Below are 18,631 nucleotides of genomic sequence, written 5' to 3' on the forward strand. Positions count from 1 at the left end.
ACGCCGTGCACACCCATTCCATATTCACGTCGCGGGCGTCCCAGGCCCGGGCGGTTCCTTCATCCCATGGGCGCCGGCTGAACCGCAGCGTCCCGCCTTCTGGCGCGCTTCGCGCCGAACTTCATCGCGCCCCGCGCGCACCAGACAATTGCGCCCCCGGCGCAGGGAGACTTTTCAATGACAACAAGAATGCTCATCGACGGCCGCCACCCGGAGGAAACCCGGGTCGCCGTCGTCAAGGGAAGCCGGATCGAGGAGTTTGATTTCGAGGCGGCCGCCCGCAAGCAGATCAAGGGCAACATCTATCTCGCCAAGGTCACGCGGGTCGAACCGTCGCTGCAGGCCGCCTTCATCGATTACGGCGGGAACCGGCACGGCTTCCTGGCCTTCTCGGAAATCCACCCCGATTACTACCAGATCCCCAAGGAAGACCGCGACGCCCTCCTGCGCGAGGAGCAGGCCCTGGCCGAGGAAGGCCATGGCCATGACGACCATGAGGATGAGGACGGCGACGCCTCCGATTCCGCCGATCCGGGCGAGGGCGACGGCGAAACCCCCCGCGCCCGGCCGGAAGAACATGGCAACACCGAAGAGGCCGGCGCCGAGGCGCTGCGCCGTCGCCGCATGGCGCTGCGCCGCCGCTACAAGATCCAGGAAGTCATCCGCCGCCGGCAGGTGATGCTGGTGCAGGTCGTGAAGGAGGAACGCGGCAACAAGGGCGCCGCACTCACCACCTATATCTCGCTGGCCGGCCGCTATTCGGTGCTGATGCCCAACACCGCGCAGGGCGGCGGCATCAGCCGCAAGATCGCCAACGCGGCCGATCGCAAGCGCCTGAAGTCCATCATGTCGGATCTGAACCTGCCCTCTACCATGGGCGCGATCGTCCGCACCGCCGGGCTCGAGCGCACCAAGACCGAGATCAAGCGCGACTTCGACTATCTGACGAGGCTCTGGGACGAGATCCGCGAAAAGACCCTGACCTCCTCGGCGCCCGCGCTGATCTACGAGGATTCGGACCTCATCAAGCGCGCCATCCGCGACATCTACACGCGGGAGATCGACGAGGTGCTCGTCGACGGCCCCGAAAGCTATACCCAGGCCAAGAGCTTCATGAAGCTCCTGATGCCCAGCCATGCGAAGAAGGTGCAACCCTATGCCGATCCGGTGCCGCTGTTCCACCGCGCCGGCGTCGAAAGCCAGCTGGCCGCGCTGCTGAACCCGGTCGTGAACCTGCGCTCGGGCGGCTACATCGTCATCAACCCGACGGAAGCGCTGGTCGCCATCGACGTGAACTCGGGCCGCTCCACGCGGGAGTACAACATCGAGGAAACGGCCCTCAAGACCAACATCGAAGCCGCAGAGGAAGTCGCCCGCCAGCTCCGCCTGCGTGACCTCGCGGGCCTCGTGGTCGTCGATTTCATCGACATGGAATCCAATGGCAACAACCGCAAGGTGGAGCGCGCCCTGAAGGACGCGCTGAAGCAGGATCGCGCCCGTATCCAGGTCGGCCGCATCTCTTCCTTCGGCCTCCTGGAAATGAGCCGCCAGCGCCTGCGCACCGGCGTGCTCGAAGCCTCCACCCAGGTCTGCCCCATGTGCGACGGCTCCGGCCTCATCCGCACCGACGGCTCGGCCGCGCTCGCCGCGCTGCGCCTGCTGGAGGAAGAGGCCGTGAAGGGCCGCGCCTCCGTGTTCCGCCTGCGCGCGGATCGCTCGGTCGCGGTCTATATGCTGAACCGCAAGCGCGCCGAACTCGCCGAACTCGAAGCCCGCTACGGCGTGCTGATCGAGGTGGTGCCCGATGACGGCCTGATCGGCGGCCGCCTTGTCATCGACAGCAGCGGCCCGCCGCCCGCGCAGGCTCCGCGCATGGCGGCGCTCGCCGCGCCCCAGGCCTATGCCGACATCGACGAGCCCGAAGAGATCGAGGACGACGTCGAGGATGAGGACGAGGCGGACGAAACGCCGCGCGGCCGTCGCGACGACGGACAGGAGCGGGAGGACCGCAACGGCCGCACCGGCCGCCGCCGCCGCCGCCGCAGGGGCGGCCGGGACCGGGACGATCGCGAGCCGCGCGCCGATGAAGGCGCCGACACCACCGACAGCGAAGCCGAATCGGGCGACGTCGAAGCGACGGACGGCGAACAGGCGGGCCGCGAGGACGGCGAGCGGCGCCGCAAGCGGCGCCGCCGCCGCCGGGGCGGACGCCGGGATGGCGCGGATGGCGCGCCGGTCGATGGCGCGTCCATCGCAGAAGAGAGCGACGAAGCCCCCCACAGCGAGGCGGAATCCACCCCGGAAGCCGCCCCGGAAGCCGCCCCGGAAATCGCGGCTGCCGAAGTGCCCGCCGCAAAGCCCAGGGGCCGTCGTCGTGGCAAGGTCGTGACGGACAGCGAAGCATCGGCAGCACCCGTCGCGGATAGCGCGGCAGAGCCGCCCGTGACCGAAGCCGTCGATGCCGGGACGGCCGAGACCGCACCCGCAGAGGACGCGCCGGCAAAGCCGAAGCGGACGCGCAAGTCGCCTGCGAAGACAAAGGCGAAGGCCGGGACGGCCGCATCGGAACCGGTCGAAACCCCGGCGCCCGCCGAAGAGACCGCAGCCCCGTCCGCAACGACGGAGGCCCCGGCCGACGCAGACGCAAGCCCGGCCAAGCCGAAGCGGACACGAAAGGCGCCCGCGAAGGGGAAGGCAGAACCGAAGCCGGAACCGGCAGTGGAACCGTCGCCACAACCGGCAGAGCCCGCCCCCGAACCTGCGCCGCCGGCACAGGCTCAGGCGGAATCCGGCGCCGAACAGGCCCCCACGGAAGAGCCCGAGGGCGAAGGGCCGCCCCGTCGCGGCTGGTGGCAGCGGACCTTCGGGAACTGACGCTCAGGTGCAATCACGCCCCCCGCTTCGGCGGGGGGCCCTACAAACTGTCGCAAAAGACCCCTTATAGTTGTGGGTCATGAACGAGCGGCTTGCAGACCCCCCCTCGCTGGGTGGCCCGCCCCGACTGGAGGGTCACCTCCGGCTGGAGGCGGCGGCCAGCCCGGATCCCGGCCCGCCGGGCCGCATCGCCTATGCCGCCGAATTGCGGGCACTGGGTGAATTGCAGGCCTTCCGCCGCCAGCGGGTTCAGCTGATCCGCGAACTGCCGCACTGGCCCAGCCGCCATGTGCTGGTGCTGCCCGGCTTCCTCTCGGGCGACTGGGCGACCGCGCCGCTGCGCGGCGTCCTCGCGGCTATCGGCCACAAGGTCGAAGGCTGGCAACTGGGCCGCAACCTGGGCCTGCGCCCCGGCCGGTTCGAGGAACTGGAAGCCCGTTTCCTCGGCTTCGCCGGCAAGGCGCGTGAACCCGTCGCCCTCATCGGCTGGAGCCTCGGCGGCCTTTACGCCGTCGAACTCGCCCGCCGCCATCCGCAGGCCGTCCGGCAGGTCATCACCATGGGCTCGCCGGTGTCAGGCGCGCTTACGGCCAACAACGCCTGGAAGCTCTATGAACGGGTGGCCGGCCACCCCATCCACGACGCCCCGGTCGATTGGCAGCCCGGCGCGCTGCCGGCCGTGCCCTTCACCGCGATCGCGGCCACGGGCGACGGAATCGTCCACCCGCAGGCAGCCCAGGCCCGCCCCGGCCCCTCGGTCGAGAATCTGGAAGTCCCCGGCACCCATTGCGGTCTCGGCTGGAACCCCCATGCCATCCGCCTCGTGGCGGACAGGCTGGCGCGGCGCTGAAGCGCCCCTTCCCTCCGCCACCCCGCGTCGCTAAGTTCCCCGGCAAAGCAGACAAGGGGAATTTTTCATGGCATCCACCTGGCTCGGCGTCATCGTCATCGGCTTCTTCGCGGGGCTGCTGGCGCGCCTCTTCTCCAGCGATCCGCGCGATCCGCAGGGCTGCCTCCTCACCACCTTCCTCGGCATCGTCGGCGCCGCGCTGTTCACCTGGATCGGGCAGATCACGGGCATGTACAAGGAAGGGGAATATGCCGGCTTCTTCGGCGCCGTGATCGGATCGCTGATCGTGCTGGGAATCTGGCGAATGGTCGCGAAGAAGTAGGAACAGTCCTACACGGATTTCGGCTAACCGGCTGAAATCAGGGCAAATAGGATTGTTCCACGTGGAACAGGCCGGGCGTGCAACAGCCTAGAGCGCGGCCTGCTTTTCCTCCGCCCGCCGGTCCAGCTCCGCCCGGCTCAGCTTTTCGCTGCTGCTCTTCAGCTGGCCGCAGGCGGCCATGATGTCGCGTCCGCGCGGGCGGCGGATCGGGGCAGAAATGCCGGCGCGGTAAACGATGTCGGAAAAGCGCTGAACCTGCGCCTCGTCCGAGGTTTCATAGGGCGCGCCGGGCCAGGGGTTCCAGGGGATCAGGTTCACCTTGGCGGGCAGACGATACTGCTTGATCAGCCGCACCAGTTCCTGCGCATCCTCGTCGCGGTCGTTCTTTCCCTTCAGCATCACATATTCGAAGGTGATGCGCCGGGCGTTGTTGGCGCCCGGATAGGCCGCACACGCCGCCAGCAGTTCGTCGATGCCGTATTTGCGGTTCAGCGGCACGATCTCGTCGCGGATTTCCTTGGTGACCGCGTGCAGGCTCACCGCCAGGTTCACCCCGATCTCCTCGCCGGCGCGGGCCATCATCGGCACCACGCCAGAGGTCGAAAGGGTGATCCGCCGCTTGGAAAGCGCCAGGCCGTCGCCATCCATCACGATCTTCAGCGCATCGCGCACATTGTCGAAATTATACAGCGGCTCGCCCATGCCCATCATCACGATGTTGGTCAGCAGCCGCCCTTCGGGCTGGCTGGGCCATTCGCCCAGCGAATCCCGCGCCAGCATCACCTGCCCCACGATCTCGCTCGCCGTCAGGTTCCTGACCAGCTTCATCGTGCCGGTGAAGCAGAAACGGCAGTTCAGCGTGCAGCCCACCTGGCTGGATACACACAGGGTTCCCCGATCCGCATCGGGGATGAACACCATCTCATACTCTTCCCCGGCCGACCGCAGCAGCCATTTGCGGGTCCCGTCCGTCGAGACATGGGCTTCCACCACTTCGGGGCGGCCCACCACGAAACGGGCGGCAAGCCCCTCGCGCAGCGGCTTCGACAGATCCGACATCTGCGCGAAATCGGTGACGCCCCGGTTGTAGATCCAGCTCCAGATCTGCTTGGCGCGCATCCGCGCCTGCTTCTTTTCCACCAGGCCGGATTCGACAAGCGCTTCGGCGATGGCCGCTTTCGACAGGCCGACGAGGTCCAGCAGCCCGTCGGGCCGGGAAACAGCGGGGCGCGGCACGGCGACAGGGTCCGCCGCGCCCGCGATGGGCATCAGGTTGGTATCCATGAGGCCCCGCCCATAGCGCAAACCGTGCGAAATGCGAAGAGGTCGGGATTTACACTGATTCACTCGCCCTTCCCGGCCGTCCGGGGCAGTCAGCCGGCCACAAAAGGATGGGCCGATGTTCAAGCTTCTCTGTCTTTCCAGCCTGATCGGGCTGGCGATCCTCACAACGCCGTCGATCGGCTGGTAGCGCTCAGGCCGCGCGTGGGCCGGATGTGCCCGTGCCCATGTGCAGCGCCAGTTCCGCGCCATCCTTGATGCGAACGATGGTGCCCTGCGGCAGATCCGCCGCGATCGGCACGCCATGGAATTCGCGCCCGCCCGCCAGCAGCCCGCGCAGCACGCGGGCGGTCATGCCGTGGCTGATCACCAGCGCCGGCGCCGTGCCCGCATCGGCCAGCCAGTCCGTCAGACGTTCGGCGATGTCGGCATAATGTTCGCCACCGGGGATCGGCATCCGGAACAGCTTGTGCTCCATGTCCAGGATCTCGCCCTCCTCCTCGATGATCCGGGCATAGTCACGCCCGGTCCAGTGACCCACCTCGATCTCCCGCAGGCGCCTGTCGGGCCGGATCTCGAAGAAGGGGACATCCAGATGCTCCGCCACGATGGCGGCGGTCTGCAGGGTGCGCCCGGCGGGGGAGGCCCAGATCTGCGGGACCTTCTCGCCGTCGGGGGAAAAGTGCCGGGCCAGCGCCTCGCCCATGGCTTCGGCCTGGGCGATGCCGTCCCGCGTGAGGGGGGTGTGGGCGTCGTTGCCCTGCATCCGCCTGTGGCGGTTGTAGACCGTCTCGGCATGGCGGGCGAGATAAAGCGGCTGGGGGGCGAGCATGGGCATGGCAAGCCGCAAAGCTTGCCGCTAGACCCGGGTCAACAGTTTCATTAGAGGGTTCGGCGTAAGTCGATAACTGAATCAGGTTTCAACTTGAGGGAGGGTTTGTGGCGAACAAGGTCTATTCCGACGCCGCTTCCGCGCTCGACGGGCTGCTGTTCGACGGCATGACCATCATATCGGGCGGGTTCGGCCTGTGCGGCATTCCGGAAAACTCGATTGCCGCCATCCGCGCGTCGGGCGTGAAGGGGCTGACAGTGGTGTCCAACAACGCCGGGGTCGATGGCTTCGGACTTGGGCTGCTGCTGGAAACGCGGCAGGTGAAGAAGATGATCTCGTCCTACGTGGGGGAGAACAAGGAGTTCGAGCGGCAGTATCTGTCCGGCGAGCTGGAGCTGGAATTCGCGCCGCAGGGCACGCTGGCGGAACGGATGCGCGCCGGCGGCGCGGGCATTCCAGGCTTCTATACCCGCACCGGCGTCGGCACGCTGGTGGCCGAGGGGAAGGAACACAAGGACTTCGACGGCGAGACCTATATCCTGGAGCGCGGGATCGTCGGCGACCTCGCCATCGTGAAGGCCTGGAAGGCGGACCGCTTCGGCAATCTGGTGTTCCGCAAGACGGCCCGCAACTTCAACCCGATGGCCGCGACCGCCGGCAAGGTGACGGTGGCCGAAGTGGAGGAGATCGTGGAAGACGGCGCGCTGGACCCGGACCTGATCCACACCCCGTCCGTGTTCGTGCAGCGTCTATTCGTTGGGCAATTCGAGAAGCGCATCGAGCAGAGAACCGTTCGCAAGAGGGAGGCCGCCTGATGCCCTGGACTCGGGATGAAATGGCCCTGCGCGCCGCGCGGGAGCTGAAGGACGGTTTCTACGTGAACCTGGGAATCGGCATGCCGACGCTTGTCGCCAACCATGCCGGCGATCTGGACATCACCCTGCAATCCGAAAACGGCATGCTGGGGATGGGCCCCTTCCCGTGGGAGGGCGAGGAGGACGCCGATCTGATCAACGCCGGCAAGCAGACCGTCACCGAACTGCCGCGCACCGCCTATTTCAGCAGCGCCGACAGCTTCGCGATGATCCGCGGCGGGCACATGAACCTGTCCATCCTGGGCGCCATGGAAGTGGCCCAGAATGGCGACCTCGCCAACTGGATGGTGCCCGGCAAGATGGTGAAGGGGATGGGCGGCGCCATGGACCTGGTGGCGGGCACCCCCCGCATCGTCGTGATGATGGAACATTGCGACAAGGCCGGAAACCCCAAGTTCGTGCCCCAATGCACCCTGCCGCTGACCGGCCGCAACGTGGTGGATGTGATCATCACCGATATCGCCGTGTTCGAACGGCCGGATCGCAAGGGCGCCCCCTTCCGGCTGGTGGAAACCGCGCCGGGCGTTTCAGTGGCGGATGTGAAGGCCCGGACAACGGCCGCGTTCCTGGCCTGAGCCAATCCACCGGAAAGCCGACCGGCGGAAACAGCACCTGCACGACCGGGCTTGGCCTGAGGCCATCCGGCTTCTAGGGTTTCGTATACGAATCCGAAATCCGGGAGCATTTGATGAAGAAATTGCTGGGCGCGCTGGTTCTGGGGCTTTCGAGTCCGCTGTGGGCGCAGGCTGCCGACAAGCCCAAATGGGATGTGAATACCGGCGGCGGCGCCCAGCTGAAGGATGTGAAGATCGACGTCAGCGAAGGCAGCTGGCTGGATGTCGATGTGTCGCCCGACGGACGGACGATCGCCTTTTCGCTGCTGGGCGACATCTATCTGCTGCCGATCGGCGGCGGCACGGCGACCCGGATCGCGGAAGGGCTGGCCTGGGAAGTGCAGCCCCGCTTTTCGCCCGACGGCAAGCGTATCGCCTTCACGTCGGACCGGGGTGGCGGTGACAATATCTGGGTGATGAACGCCGACGGATCGGACAAGCGGCAGGTGACGAAGGAGGATTTCCGCCTTGTCTATCAGCCCTCCTGGTCCCCGGATGGGCGGTTCATCGTGGGCAAGAAGCATTTTTCCACCCAGCGGTCGCTGGGCACCGGGGAAATCTGGCTGTGGCATGTCAGCGGCGGCGGCGGGCAGCAGCTGCTGAAGCGGCCTTCGGAACAGTTCCAGAAGGAAATCGGAGAGCCGATCTTCGCGCCCGACGGCAAGACCATCTACTTCACGCGCAACGCATCGCCCGGGCCGATCTTCGAATATGCGCAGGACAGCAATACCGAACTGTTCGCGATCGACCGGATCAACCTGACGACGGGCGAGGTTTCCAACGCGATTTCGGCACCGGGCGGCGCGGTGCGGCCGACGCCATCGCCGGACGGCACACGAATCGCCTTCATCCGGCGTGAGCGGGACAGTTCCAGCCTGTTCGTGCGCGATCTGAAGACGGGCCGCGAGACGCGGCTGGCATCCGGGTTCGACAAGGACATGCAGGAAACCTGGGCGGTGACGGGCGTTTACCCGAACATGGCCTGGACGCCGGACAGCGCGTCGCTCGTCTTCTGGGCGAAGGGACGGATCAACCGGGTGGCGGCAACCGGCGGCGCGGTTCAGACCATTCCGTTCCGCGTGACCGACAGCCGGCAGGTCATCCCGGCGGCGCACCCCGCAGTCGAGGTGGCGCCGGACCGCTTCCAGACGCGGATGGTGCGGTTCGCCAGCCTGTCGCCCGACGGGCGCACCCTGCTGTTCGAAAGCCTGGGCAAGCTGTGGCTGAAGCCGGTGGCGGGCGGCGCGGCGCGGCGGCTGACGCCCGGCAATGACGGTTCGCGGGAGCTGTTTCCCGCCTGGTCCCGCGACGGGAAGCAGATCGCCTTCGTGCGCTGGACGGACGAGGGCCTTGGCACCATCCGCCTGACGGGCGCGGGCGGTGGCGCGGGCCGCGACCTGGTATCGGCGGGCGGCCATTACGGGCGGCTGGCCTTTTCGCCCGATGGCCGCACGCTGGCCTATGAAGTGCGGGGCAGCGGCGGACTGGTGCCGGGCTGGGGCGTGGATGAGGCCGGCATCTGGCGGGTTGCCGTGGCCGGCGGAGAGCCGGTGAAGGTGGCGGGCGGCTTCGGCGCGCCGCACTTCGGCGCCTCAAACGACCGGATCTTCGCCAACGGACAGGCATCGGGCAAGCAGACGCTGGTTTCGATGGACCTGAACGGCGAGGCGCGGCGCACCCATGCCGGTGGCGAGATGGCGAGCGACTTCCGAGTTTCGCCCGACGGCACCGCGATGACCTTCCGGCAGAATTACGAGGCGCATGTGATGCCGCTGCTGCCGGGGCCGCAGGACGTGCCGGCGGATGCGCGGGCAACCGCGCTGCCGGTGGTGCGCGCCAGCGTGGGCGGTGCGGATTACATCGGCTGGTCGGCCGACGGGCGGACCCTGACCTGGAGCAACGGGGCGACCTTCTTCCGGGCGGACAAGGCGCAGCTGTTCGCCGCCGCACCGGCCGCGAAGGATGCACCGAAGTTCGCGGCGCCCACGAGCGGCGTTTCGATGGCGATGGAAGTTCCGGCGGACAAGCCGGCGGGCACGATCGCCCTGGTGGGCGCGAAGCTGCTGACCATGACGGGCAACGGCGCGGGCGCGGTGGACGACGGCGTGGTGGTGATCCGCGGCGACCGCATCCTGGCCGTCGGGCCGCGCGCGTCCACCGAAATCCCCGCCGGCGCGACGCGGATCGACGCCACGGGCAAGACCATCATGCCCGGCCTGATCGACGCCCATGCCCATGGGCCGATGGGCACCGGCGATCTGATCCCGCAGCAGAACTGGGTGCAGGTGCAGGCGCTGGCCCTGGGCACCACCACCATCCACGACCCATCCAACCGGGGCAGCGAGATCTTCGCGGCCAAGGAATATCAGCAGGCCGGGCGATTCCTGGCCCCGCGGATCTTTTCCACCGGGGAGATCGTCTATGGTGCGAAATCGGCCCGGGTGTTCGCGGAAGTGAACGGGCTGGACGACGCGCTGAACCATGTGCGGCGGCTGAAGGCGAACGGGGCGCTTTCGATCAAGAACTACAACCAGCCTCGGCGCGAGCAGCGGCAGCAGGTGATCGAGGCCGGGCGGCGCGAAAACATGCAGGTGGTGGCTGAGGGCGGTTCGCTGTTCGGGCTGGGCATCACCCACATCGTCGACGGCAATTCCACCTTCGAGCACAATCTGCCGCTGGAGAATTTCTATGACGATGTGCTGCAGCTGTGGGCCGGGACGACGGTGAACTACACCCCGACGCTGGTGGTGAGCTTCGGCGGGCTGGGGGCGGACCCCTACTGGCGGTCGCACACCAACATCTTCGACCAGCCGCTGCTGAAGGCGCACACACCGCCGGGCGTGCTGGCGGAAAGCATCCGCCGGCCGATCGCGCCGGAGGACCAGTATTTCGACGGCATCACCGCGCGCGAGGCGAAGCGGGTGGCGGCGACCGGACGGCTGGTTTCCATCGGTGCCCACGGCCAGCAGCCGGGGATCGCCGCCCACTGGGAACTGTGGAGCTATGTGAAGGGCGGCTTCACGCCGGTGGAGGCGCTGCGCGCGGGGACGATCGTGCCGGCGCAGTCGCTGGGCATGGCGAAGGACATCGGTTCGCTGGAGCCCGGGAAGCTGGCCGACCTGATCGTGCTGGACGCCGACCCGAGCGCGGACATCCGCAATTCGGAGAAGGTCGCGCAGGTGATGCTGGGCGGGCGCCTGTATGATGCGGCGACGATGAACGAAGTGGCCCCCGCAAAGGCAGCGCGCCCGGCGCACTGGTGGGTTGGGGCGCATGGCGACCCGAACGCCGGCAGCGGCTGGCGCGAAGGCGACGCCGGGCGGCACAACCACTGACCGCCGGGCCGCCCGCACCGGAGGAGCCGCCGCCCGCGCCCGCCGGCCGGGCGGCCCGGCCCTTCTGGCTTGCGGCGGGCTTTGCCTGCCTGGGGCTGGGCGCGGTGGGGGCAGTGCTGCCGCTGCTGCCCACCACCATCTTCCTGATCCTGGCGGCGGGTTGTTTCGCCCGATCCTCCCCCAGGCTGGAAGCGCGGATCCTGGCGCACCCGCGGTTCGGGCCGCTGGTGAAGAACTGGCGCGAACGGGGCGCGATCCCGCTGCGCGGCAAGCTGTTCGCCATGGGCGGAATCGCGGGCGGCTATGCCGTGTTCCTGCTTTCGGCTTCGCCCCCGCCGGCGCTGGCAGTGGGCGTGGCGGCGGTGATGGCCGGCATCGCCGGGTGGATCGTCAGGCGGCCATCCTGAGGATATGCGCCCATTCCGCATCGGTGACGGGCACGACGGAAAGGCGGGACTGGCGGATCAACTGAAAGTTCGCGAGCGCCGGATCCGCCTTCATCTCCGCAAGGGTGACGGGGCGGACGAGCCTTTGCACCGGCTGTACCGACACCGCGACCCACTGGCCGCTTTCATCGGTGGGATCGGGATAGGCGGGCCTGCTGATCCGGGCGATGCCGACAATCTCTTTCCCGATGTTGGAATGATAGAAGAAGGCCTCGTCGCCGGCCTGCATGGCGCGCAGGTTCAGGCGCGCCGCATTGTTGCGAACGCCGTTCCAGACGGTTTCGCCTTCCTTCACCAGATCGTCCCAGGAATAGACGTCGGGTTCGGATTTCAGCAGCCAGCGCGCGGTCATTCGGCCGCCATCGGCAGATCGAGCTGCTGACAGATGCGCCAGATCTTTTCAGGGGTCGCGGGCATTTCCAGCTGGGTTCCTTCCAGGGCGTCGATGATGGCGTTCATGACCGAGGGCATGGCGCCGATGGTGCCTGCCTCTCCGCAGCCCTTGGCGCCCAGCGGGTTGGTGGGGCTGATGGTGGGCAGGGTATCGAAGCCGATGTGGGCGGGCATGTCGTCTGCCCGGGGAATGCCGTAATCCATGAAGCTGCCGGTGAGGAGCTGGGCGCTTTCATCATAGACGATATTCTCGGTCAGCACCTGCCCCAGCCCCTGCGCGACGCCGCCGTGGATCTGGCCAAGCAGCAGCAGCGGATTCACGATGGTGCCGAAATCGTCGACGAGGCTGTAGCGGGCGACGCGGACGCCGCCGGTTTCCGGATCGACCTCCACCTCTGCCACATGGCAGCCGTTGGGGAAGGTGGGGCGCGGATCGGGCGGGGCGAAGCGGGCGCGGCCGTCGAGCTTGCCGGGGTGCCTGGCGTTCAGCTCCTCGATGTCGAGCGTGGCGTTGCTGTTGCGGCCGCGGAACAGGCCGTCTGAATAGTCCACCTCGTCACCGAGATCCTGCTTCGCCAGTTCGAGGCCGCGCGCGATCAGGCCTTCCGCCGCCTCCAGGCAGGCGGCGCCGCCCCAGGCCATGGAGCGGGAGCCACCGGTGCCGTTGCCCTGATCCAGCCTGTCTGTATCGCCCTGGACGACGCGCACCTGCGACATGGGGATGCCCAGCCGTTCGGCGGTGACCTGGGCATAGGCGGTTTCATGACCCTGCCCGTTGGACTGGGTGCCGACGGCCACTTCGACGATTCCGCCGGCAAGGATGCGGATGTCGGCGAATTCATCGCGGGAGCCGCCGCCGGCGATTTCCACATAATAGCAGAGGCCGCGGCCATAGCGCTTGCCGCGCGCCTGCGCTTCGGCCCGGCGGGCGGGGAAGCCGGCCCAGTCGGCGTTGGCGAGGGCCTTTTCGAGGACGGCGGGAAAGTCGCCGATGTCGAAGCTGAGGCCGAGGCCGTTCTCGTGCGGGAGTTCGGCCGGGGTGAGCAGGTTGCGGCGGCGGATCTCATCGACCGTCAGGCCGGTTTCGCGGGCCGCGGCCTCGACCAGCCGTTCCATGATGTAGGCGCTTTCGGGGCGGCCCGCGCCGCGATAGGCATCGACCGGCGCGGTGTTGGTGACAATGCCATGGACGATGTTGTGGATGGCGGGGATGCGATAGACGCCGCCGAGGATCCGGCCGCCGGCGAAGGTCTGGATCGCGGGGCCGAACTGGGACTGGTAGGCACCGAGATCGGAGAGGGTCTCGACCTTGAGCGCGAGGATGCGGCCCTGGTGATCGAGCGCCAGCTGCGCATCCGAGATCATGGCGCGGCCGTGCGTGTCGGTCTGGAAGGCGTCCGAGCGTTCGCCCGTCCATTTCACGGGGCGGCCGAGCATCTTCGCCGCGTGGAGGACGAGGGCGTATTCGGCGTAGAGGAAGCTCTTCATGCCGAAGCCGCCGCCGACATCGCCGGTGACGACGCGGAGTTCCTCTTTCGGGCATTTGAGGACGAGGCTGGCGAGCATGTCCCGCATGCCGGCGACGCCCTGGCTGCCGGTGTGGAGGGTATAGCCCCGATCCGCCGCCCATTCACCCACGGCGGCGCGGACTTCCATGCTGGTGGGGGCGACGCGGTTCTGCACGATGCGGAGCCGCGTGACATGGTGCGCGCCGGCCAGCGCGGCATCGGCCGCCTCGCCGTTGCCGGCCTGCCAGGTGAAGAGGCGGTTGCCCGGCGCATCGGGCCACACGAGGGGGGCATCGGGCGCCGTCGCGGCCTCCAGGCTGGCGACGGCGGGGCGGTCATCGAAATCGACCCCGATCGCGTCGGCGGCGGCCCGGGCCTGCTCGCGCGATTCGGCGACAATGAAGGCGATGCCGTCGCCCACGAAGCGGACGCGATCCTTCGCGAGCAGGTGGCGCGGCGTACGGATCGGGCCGGACAGCGGGACGGCGCAGGGCAGTTCGCCCAGATGCGCGATATCGGCGTGAAGATAGATGGCAAGGACGCCCGGCATGGCGCGGGCGGCTTCGACATCGACGCCGAGGATGTCCGCATGGCCGTAAGGGCTTCGCAGGGTGACGGCATAGGCCATGCGATCCAGACGGATGTCGTCGGTGTAGCGGCCGCGCCCCGTTAGCAGGCGGGCGTCTTCCACCCGTTCGACCGACGTGCCGACACCGGTGCCGCTGGAACCGAATTTCATGGCCGCTCTCCTGCTAGGATGGCTGTGAGACCCGCCTTATAGTCCGGATGGCGCAGGCGATAGCCTGTCTCTCGTTCGAGGCGGGCGCCGGCGACACAGCGCCGTTCCGTCCAGAAGGCCCGCGCAACCGGCGACAGGCCGGCAAGATCGACCGGGGCGAGGGGCGGCAACGGCATGCCCAGCAGGCCGCAGGCATATTCGGTGACATGGCGGGGCTCTGCCGGCAGCCTGTCCACGATGTTGAACACGCCGGTGGCGCCCACCGATGCGGCCGCCAGCACAGCGCCGGCGATGTCATCGACATGGATGCGGCTGAAGCGATGGCCCGGGCGATCGATTCGCCGCGCCGTTCCGGCGCGCACCTGATCCAGCGCGGATCTGCCCGGACCATAGATGCCGGGCAGGCGGAAAATGGCGGCGCCCAGGGCCTGCCAGCCCAGATCCGCAGCCGTCCGGGCGGAACGGCGACCGGCGCCGACCGGCGCCGCTTCATCGACCCAGGCGCCGCCGGTGTCGCCATAGACGCCGGTGGAGGACAGATAGCCAAGCCATCCGCCATGCCGCGCCAGCAGCGGCCCGAAGCGGGCGCTTACCGGATCCTGGCCGGTGGCGGAATCGGGCGGAACAGACGAGAGGATATGGGTGGCACGGCGGATGACATCCGGCAGACGGGGATCATCGAAGCCGAGCTGCCCTTCGGCGGGTGAACGGCGGACGCCCAGCACTTCGTGCCCGGCGGCGCGGGCGGCGCGGGCGATGACCGTGCCGGAATAGCCTTGCCCAAGGATCAGCAGCATGGTTTCGATGTTAGGGACGAACTTCGAAGGGAGGAAGCCATGACCGATCGTCTGCCGGAAACCGAGAACTGGGTGCGCATGTCCGCCGTGAGCCGCCGCGCCGCGCTGGGGGGCAGCGCTGCGGCGCTGGGCTATGCGCTGGCTGCACAGCCGGTGCAGGCCGCCGCCATCCGCACGCCCGACGACGGGCTGGACGCCGGGATGATCCGCTTCCCGGCCTCCGGCGGCTTCACGATGAACGCCTATCGCGCGAAGCCGAAGGGCAAGGCGCACGCGCCCGTGATCCTGGTGGTGCAGGAGATCTTCGGCCTACACGAATGGATCCGCGACATCGTGCGGCGCCTGGCTGCCGCCGGCTATTATGCGATCGCGCCCGACATGTACCAGCGGCAGGGCGACCCGACCACCGCACCCGACATCCAGACGCTGTTCAAGACCATCGTTTCGCAGGTGCCCGACGCGCAGGTGATGGCTGACCTGGATGCCGCTGCCGCCTTTGCCGCCACCGACGGCGGCGATTCGAAGCGGCTGGGCGTGACCGGCTTCTGCTGGGGCGGGCGGATCACCTGGCTGTATGCCGCGCACAATCCGGGGGTGAAGGCCGGCGTCGCCTGGTACGGCCGGCTGGTGGGCCAGCCGACGGACTTGCAGCCGAAGCATCCGATCGATGTCGCCGCGCAGCTGCGCGCGCCGGTGCTTGGCCTTTACGGAGATCTGGACAAGGGCATTCCCGTCGCCGACGTGGAAAAGATGCAGGCCGCTCTGAAGGCGGCCGGCAGCGCCAGCCGGATCCTGCGCTTTGCGGATGCGGACCATGGGTTCCTGGCGGATTACCGGCCAAGCTTCCACGAACCTTCTGCCAGGATCGCCTGGGCGGAAACGCTGGGCTGGTTCGGCCGGCTGCTGTAGCGGGGCGCGGTGGCGCCGTTGCGGGCTGGACGACGCGGCCGCAGTGTCAGCCGCGCAGTCCGGAAGGCCGCCGCCGCAGCTTAACGATCCTTGAGGAAACCGGCGATTGCCGCGGCCAGTTCGGGCCGCGTCACGCTGCCCATGTGGGTGCCGGGGATTTCGGCATAGCGGGCGTTCGGCAGAACGGTCGCAAGCTCAGGGGCCGAGCCATTGTCCTGATCGTCGGCGCCGCAGACGACGAGGCTGGGCAGGGCGAAGCCGCGAAGCGTTTCTTCCGGCGTGCTTTGCTGCCCCTTCAGCAGGTGGACGATGCAGTCCGGGTTCTTCACGCTGGATTTCATGAAGGCCTCGGCCACGAATTCCGGCGTGCCGCGCGGCCAGGTGCCCCGGTTTTCGATCATGCGGATGAAGAACTGCGCGCGATCGCCACCACGCGTGAGGCCGCGCAGGCCCATGCCGGCAAAGATCGCCGCACGGGGCTGCATGCCGCGCGCCAGCAGCCGGGCGACGGTGCGCGCGCCCAGCGAATAGCCGCCAAGGACAAAATCCCCGCCGAGGCCCAGATGAGCAACGAGCGCTTCGATATCCATGGCAAGGACGTCCGCCGGCCAGGCTTCGGGGCCTTCGGGCGCGTCGCTGAGGCCATGGCCGCGGAAATCGGGGAGGATCAGGCGATAGCCGGCTGCCGTCAGCCGGCGGGCGGTGCCGTAGCGGATCCAGTTGGTTTCGGCGCTGGAGAAAAGGCCGTGCAGCAGCAGCACGGGCGGCCCTTCGCCCAGATCCGTGACGTGGAGGCGCGTGCCGTCGAAACTGTGGAAATCCATGCCGGGGACGTAGCGCCGGGCAGCGCCCGCGCGCAAGCCTTCGGGCCGGCACTTGCGATTGGCGCGGCATGGGGCCATTTTGAGCGCCGAGAGAGGCCCACTAGCCTGAAGGTTCAAATGGCAACCGAAACAAAGCTGAAGCTCGACGCCCCCGAAGCCGTGGCCGTCGTGGCGCCCGAAGCGGCCGCAGGCCTCGTGCCGCTGACGGAAACGCAGACATCCGAGTTGGAAAAGCGTGTGGATGGCTTCATCGCCAATCTGATCGCGAAGGATGCCAACAGCCCGGAATTCGGCAAGGAGGTGGACCGGCTGGCGAACCTTGGGCAGGCGCAGATCGCCGAAGCCGCCGGGCAATCCAACCGCTTCCTCGATCGCCCGGTGCGCGCGATGGACAAGGACAACGGCATCGGCGCGGACCTGACGCAGCTGCGGCGCACGGTGGAGGATCTGGATCCATCGAAGCGCGGCAGTCTGACGACGCGCAAGAAGCTGTTCGGCGTGATCCCCTTCGGCGACAGCGCCCGCAGCTATTTCGACAGCTACAAGAGCGCGCAGGGCCATATCAGCACGATCCTGAAGAGCCTGTCCAACGGCAAGGACGAGCTGCTGCGCGACAATGCGGCGATCGACACCGAGCGCAAGGCGCTGTGGAAATCCATGGGCGACCTGGAGCAGATGATCCACATGTCGAAGCTGCTGGACGCCAAGCTGGAGGCGGCGGCGATCGAGCTGGACACGAGCGATCCGGCCAAGGCGAAGGCGATCCGGGAAACGGCGCTGTTCTATACCCGCCAGCGCACCACCGACCTTCTGACGCAGATGGCGGTTTCGGTTCAGGGCTATCTGGCGCTGGATCTGGTGAAGAAGAACAATATCGAGCTGCTGAAGGGCGTGGATCGTGCATCGACCACCACCGTTTCCGCGCTGCGCACGGCCGTCACGGTGGCGCAGGCGCTGACCGGGCAGAAGCTGGTGCTGGACCAGATCACCGCGCTGAACACGACGACGGCGAACGTGATCGACGCGACCGGCACCATGCTGCGCGTGCAGACGGCCGAGATCCACAAGCAGGCGGCTTCGTCCACGATTCCGGTGGAGACGCTGAAGCGGGCGTTCGAGAACATCTACCAGACGATGGATTCGATCGATCAGTTCAAGCAGCAGGCGCTGGAATCGATGAAGACCACGGTGAACACGCTGTCCACCGAAGTCGAGAAATCGAAGGGCTATATCGCCCGCGCCGAAGGCATGGCCCAGATCGAGGGCAAGGGGGCAACAACCGATCCGCTGCTGCCGGTTTCGGGCTGACGGCATGACCATGCGGCCCGAAACGCGCGAGGCGCTGGCGCGATACGACGAGTGGCTGGTGCGGACGGTGAAATCCCGCGAGGGGATGACCCGGCGCGCGAAGCGGCTGGAACGCGGCGCGCGCAACGTGGGCCGCCGGCTGCGCAACATGGCCCTGGCCGTGCTTGCGGTGCTGGTGGCGGCGTTCCTTTATGGCAACATCGTCGCGCCGCTGGGCTTCCTGGGGGTGATGATGACCTTCCTGGCGGCGATCTGCGCGATGGTGATCTTCGCCAACTGGCCGTCCGCGCCGGCGCCCCGGCTGGAAAAGCTGCCCGAGGCGCCGCTGGGCGCGCTGCCGGCGCAGGTGGAAGTCTGGCTGGACGCGCAGCGCCCGGCGCTGCCTGCCCCCGCCGCGCGGGAGATCGACCTGGTGATGGCGCAGCTGGACCGGCTGGCCCCGGAACTGAAGCAGCTGGATCCGGCCACCCCGCAAGCGGAGGACGCGCGCAAACTGCTGGGCGACCATCTGCCCCGGCTGGTGAAAAGCTATGCCGAAGTGCCGGCTACCCACCGCGGCACATCCGAGGCGCAGGCCCATTTCCGTGAGGGCCTGCGCGTGGTGGGCGGCGAGATCGACCGGCTGACACAGGAGATCGCGAAGGAGCGGCTGCGGGCGCTGGAAACCGAGGGGCGGTTCCTGGAAAGCCGTTACGGGGCGAAGAAGGACTGACAGTTCCGCAAG

Annotated in this window: 16 protein-coding genes; 10 read left to right on the top strand and 6 right to left on the bottom strand. The window is 68.0% G+C overall.

Annotation, left to right across the window (positions count from 1 at the left end):
* Positions 1–177 precede the first annotated feature (177 nt).
* From ACW9TV_RS02630 to ACW9TV_RS02640, 3 genes are all read left to right on the top strand, one after another.
* Positions 178–2,874 (top strand): Rne/Rng family ribonuclease, encoded by a 2,697-nt coding sequence (locus tag ACW9TV_RS02630; RefSeq protein ID WP_494304304.1) that lies wholly within the window; start codon positions 178–180, stop codon positions 2,872–2,874.
* 79 nt (positions 2,875–2,953) lie between these two features.
* Positions 2,954–3,724, top strand: coding sequence for an alpha/beta fold hydrolase (locus tag ACW9TV_RS02635; protein WP_494304305.1), 771 nt, complete (start codon positions 2,954–2,956; stop codon positions 3,722–3,724).
* Positions 3,725–3,791: 67 nt separating this feature from the next.
* On the top strand, positions 3,792–4,046 hold the full coding sequence (locus ACW9TV_RS02640) for a GlsB/YeaQ/YmgE family stress response membrane protein (RefSeq protein ID WP_494304306.1): 255 nt from the start codon (positions 3,792–3,794) through the stop codon (positions 4,044–4,046).
* An 87-nt stretch (positions 4,047–4,133) separates the two neighbouring features.
* Here the strand turns inward: ACW9TV_RS02640 and rlmN are convergent, their stop codons facing one another.
* Both rlmN and ACW9TV_RS02650 read right to left on the bottom strand, forming a co-directional pair.
* A complete protein-coding gene (rlmN, locus tag ACW9TV_RS02645) occupies positions 4,134–5,315 on the bottom strand; it encodes a dual-specificity RNA methyltransferase RlmN (protein WP_494304307.1) in 1,182 nt (393 codons plus the stop codon).
* A 205-nt stretch (positions 5,316–5,520) separates the two neighbouring features.
* Entirely contained in the window at positions 5,521–6,165 is a 645-nt protein-coding gene (locus ACW9TV_RS02650) for a histidine phosphatase family protein (protein ID WP_494304308.1), read from the bottom strand.
* Between the two features lie 101 nt (positions 6,166–6,266).
* Here ACW9TV_RS02650 and ACW9TV_RS02655 point away from each other — a divergent pair, with 101 nt between their 5' ends.
* From ACW9TV_RS02655 to ACW9TV_RS02670, 4 genes are all read left to right on the top strand, one after another.
* A complete protein-coding gene (locus ACW9TV_RS02655) occupies positions 6,267–6,974 on the top strand; it encodes a CoA transferase subunit A (protein WP_494304309.1) in 708 nt (235 codons plus the stop codon).
* Entirely contained in the window at positions 6,974–7,609 is a 636-nt protein-coding gene (locus tag ACW9TV_RS02660) for a 3-oxoacid CoA-transferase subunit B (RefSeq protein WP_494304310.1), read from the top strand. Before ACW9TV_RS02655 ends, ACW9TV_RS02660 begins: the two co-directional genes overlap by 1 nt.
* Before the next feature lie 113 nt (positions 7,610–7,722).
* Positions 7,723–10,983 carry an amidohydrolase family protein gene (locus ACW9TV_RS02665; RefSeq protein ID WP_494304311.1) on the top strand — a complete coding sequence of 1,087 codons (3,261 nt, stop codon included), beginning with the start codon at positions 7,723–7,725 and terminating at the stop codon, positions 10,981–10,983.
* A 104-nt stretch (positions 10,984–11,087) separates the two neighbouring features.
* The gene (locus tag ACW9TV_RS02670) at positions 11,088–11,390 is read left to right on the top strand and encodes a YbaN family protein (RefSeq protein WP_494304312.1); all 303 of its coding nucleotides are present in this window, start codon (positions 11,088–11,090) and stop codon (positions 11,388–11,390) included.
* Here the strand turns inward: ACW9TV_RS02670 and ACW9TV_RS02675 are convergent.
* Genes ACW9TV_RS02675 through ACW9TV_RS02685 form a run of 3 tightly spaced genes read right to left on the bottom strand, consistent with a single transcriptional unit; the run spans position 11,374 to position 14,866 of the window.
* A complete protein-coding gene (locus ACW9TV_RS02675) occupies positions 11,374–11,781 on the bottom strand; it encodes an EVE domain-containing protein (protein ID WP_494304313.1) in 408 nt (135 codons plus the stop codon). The two genes, ACW9TV_RS02670 and ACW9TV_RS02675, sit on opposite strands and share 17 nt — an antisense overlap.
* Complete coding sequence (locus tag ACW9TV_RS02680) at positions 11,778–14,069, bottom strand: xanthine dehydrogenase family protein molybdopterin-binding subunit (protein ID WP_494304314.1); 2,292 nt, start codon at positions 14,067–14,069, stop codon at positions 11,778–11,780. Before ACW9TV_RS02680 ends, ACW9TV_RS02675 begins: the two co-directional genes overlap by 4 nt.
* A complete protein-coding gene (locus ACW9TV_RS02685; RefSeq protein WP_494304315.1) occupies positions 14,066–14,866 on the bottom strand; it encodes a Rossmann-fold NAD(P)-binding domain-containing protein in 801 nt (266 codons plus the stop codon). Before ACW9TV_RS02685 ends, ACW9TV_RS02680 begins: the two co-directional genes overlap by 4 nt.
* A gap of 39 nt (positions 14,867–14,905) precedes the next feature.
* Between ACW9TV_RS02685 and ACW9TV_RS02690 the strand changes: the two genes are divergently transcribed.
* Positions 14,906–15,775, top strand: coding sequence for a dienelactone hydrolase family protein (locus tag ACW9TV_RS02690; RefSeq protein ID WP_494304316.1), 870 nt, complete (start codon positions 14,906–14,908; stop codon positions 15,773–15,775).
* A gap of 80 nt (positions 15,776–15,855) precedes the next feature.
* On the opposite strand, the gene ACW9TV_RS02695 is transcribed toward ACW9TV_RS02690, so the two are convergent.
* On the bottom strand, positions 15,856–16,599 hold the full coding sequence (locus ACW9TV_RS02695; protein ID WP_494304317.1) for an alpha/beta fold hydrolase: 744 nt from the start codon (positions 16,597–16,599) through the stop codon (positions 15,856–15,858).
* Positions 16,600–16,716: 117 nt separating this feature from the next.
* Between ACW9TV_RS02695 and ACW9TV_RS02700 the strand changes: the two genes are divergently transcribed.
* Both ACW9TV_RS02700 and ACW9TV_RS02705 read left to right on the top strand, forming a co-directional pair.
* Entirely contained in the window at positions 16,717–17,907 is a 1,191-nt protein-coding gene (locus ACW9TV_RS02700; RefSeq protein WP_494304318.1) for a toxic anion resistance protein, read from the top strand.
* Positions 17,908–17,911: 4 nt separating this feature from the next.
* Entirely contained in the window at positions 17,912–18,619 is a 708-nt protein-coding gene (locus ACW9TV_RS02705; protein ID WP_494304319.1) for a hypothetical protein, read from the top strand.
* Positions 18,620–18,631: the final 12 nt, after the last annotated feature.

This window comes from Sandaracinobacter sp. T42 (assembly GCF_059115405.1).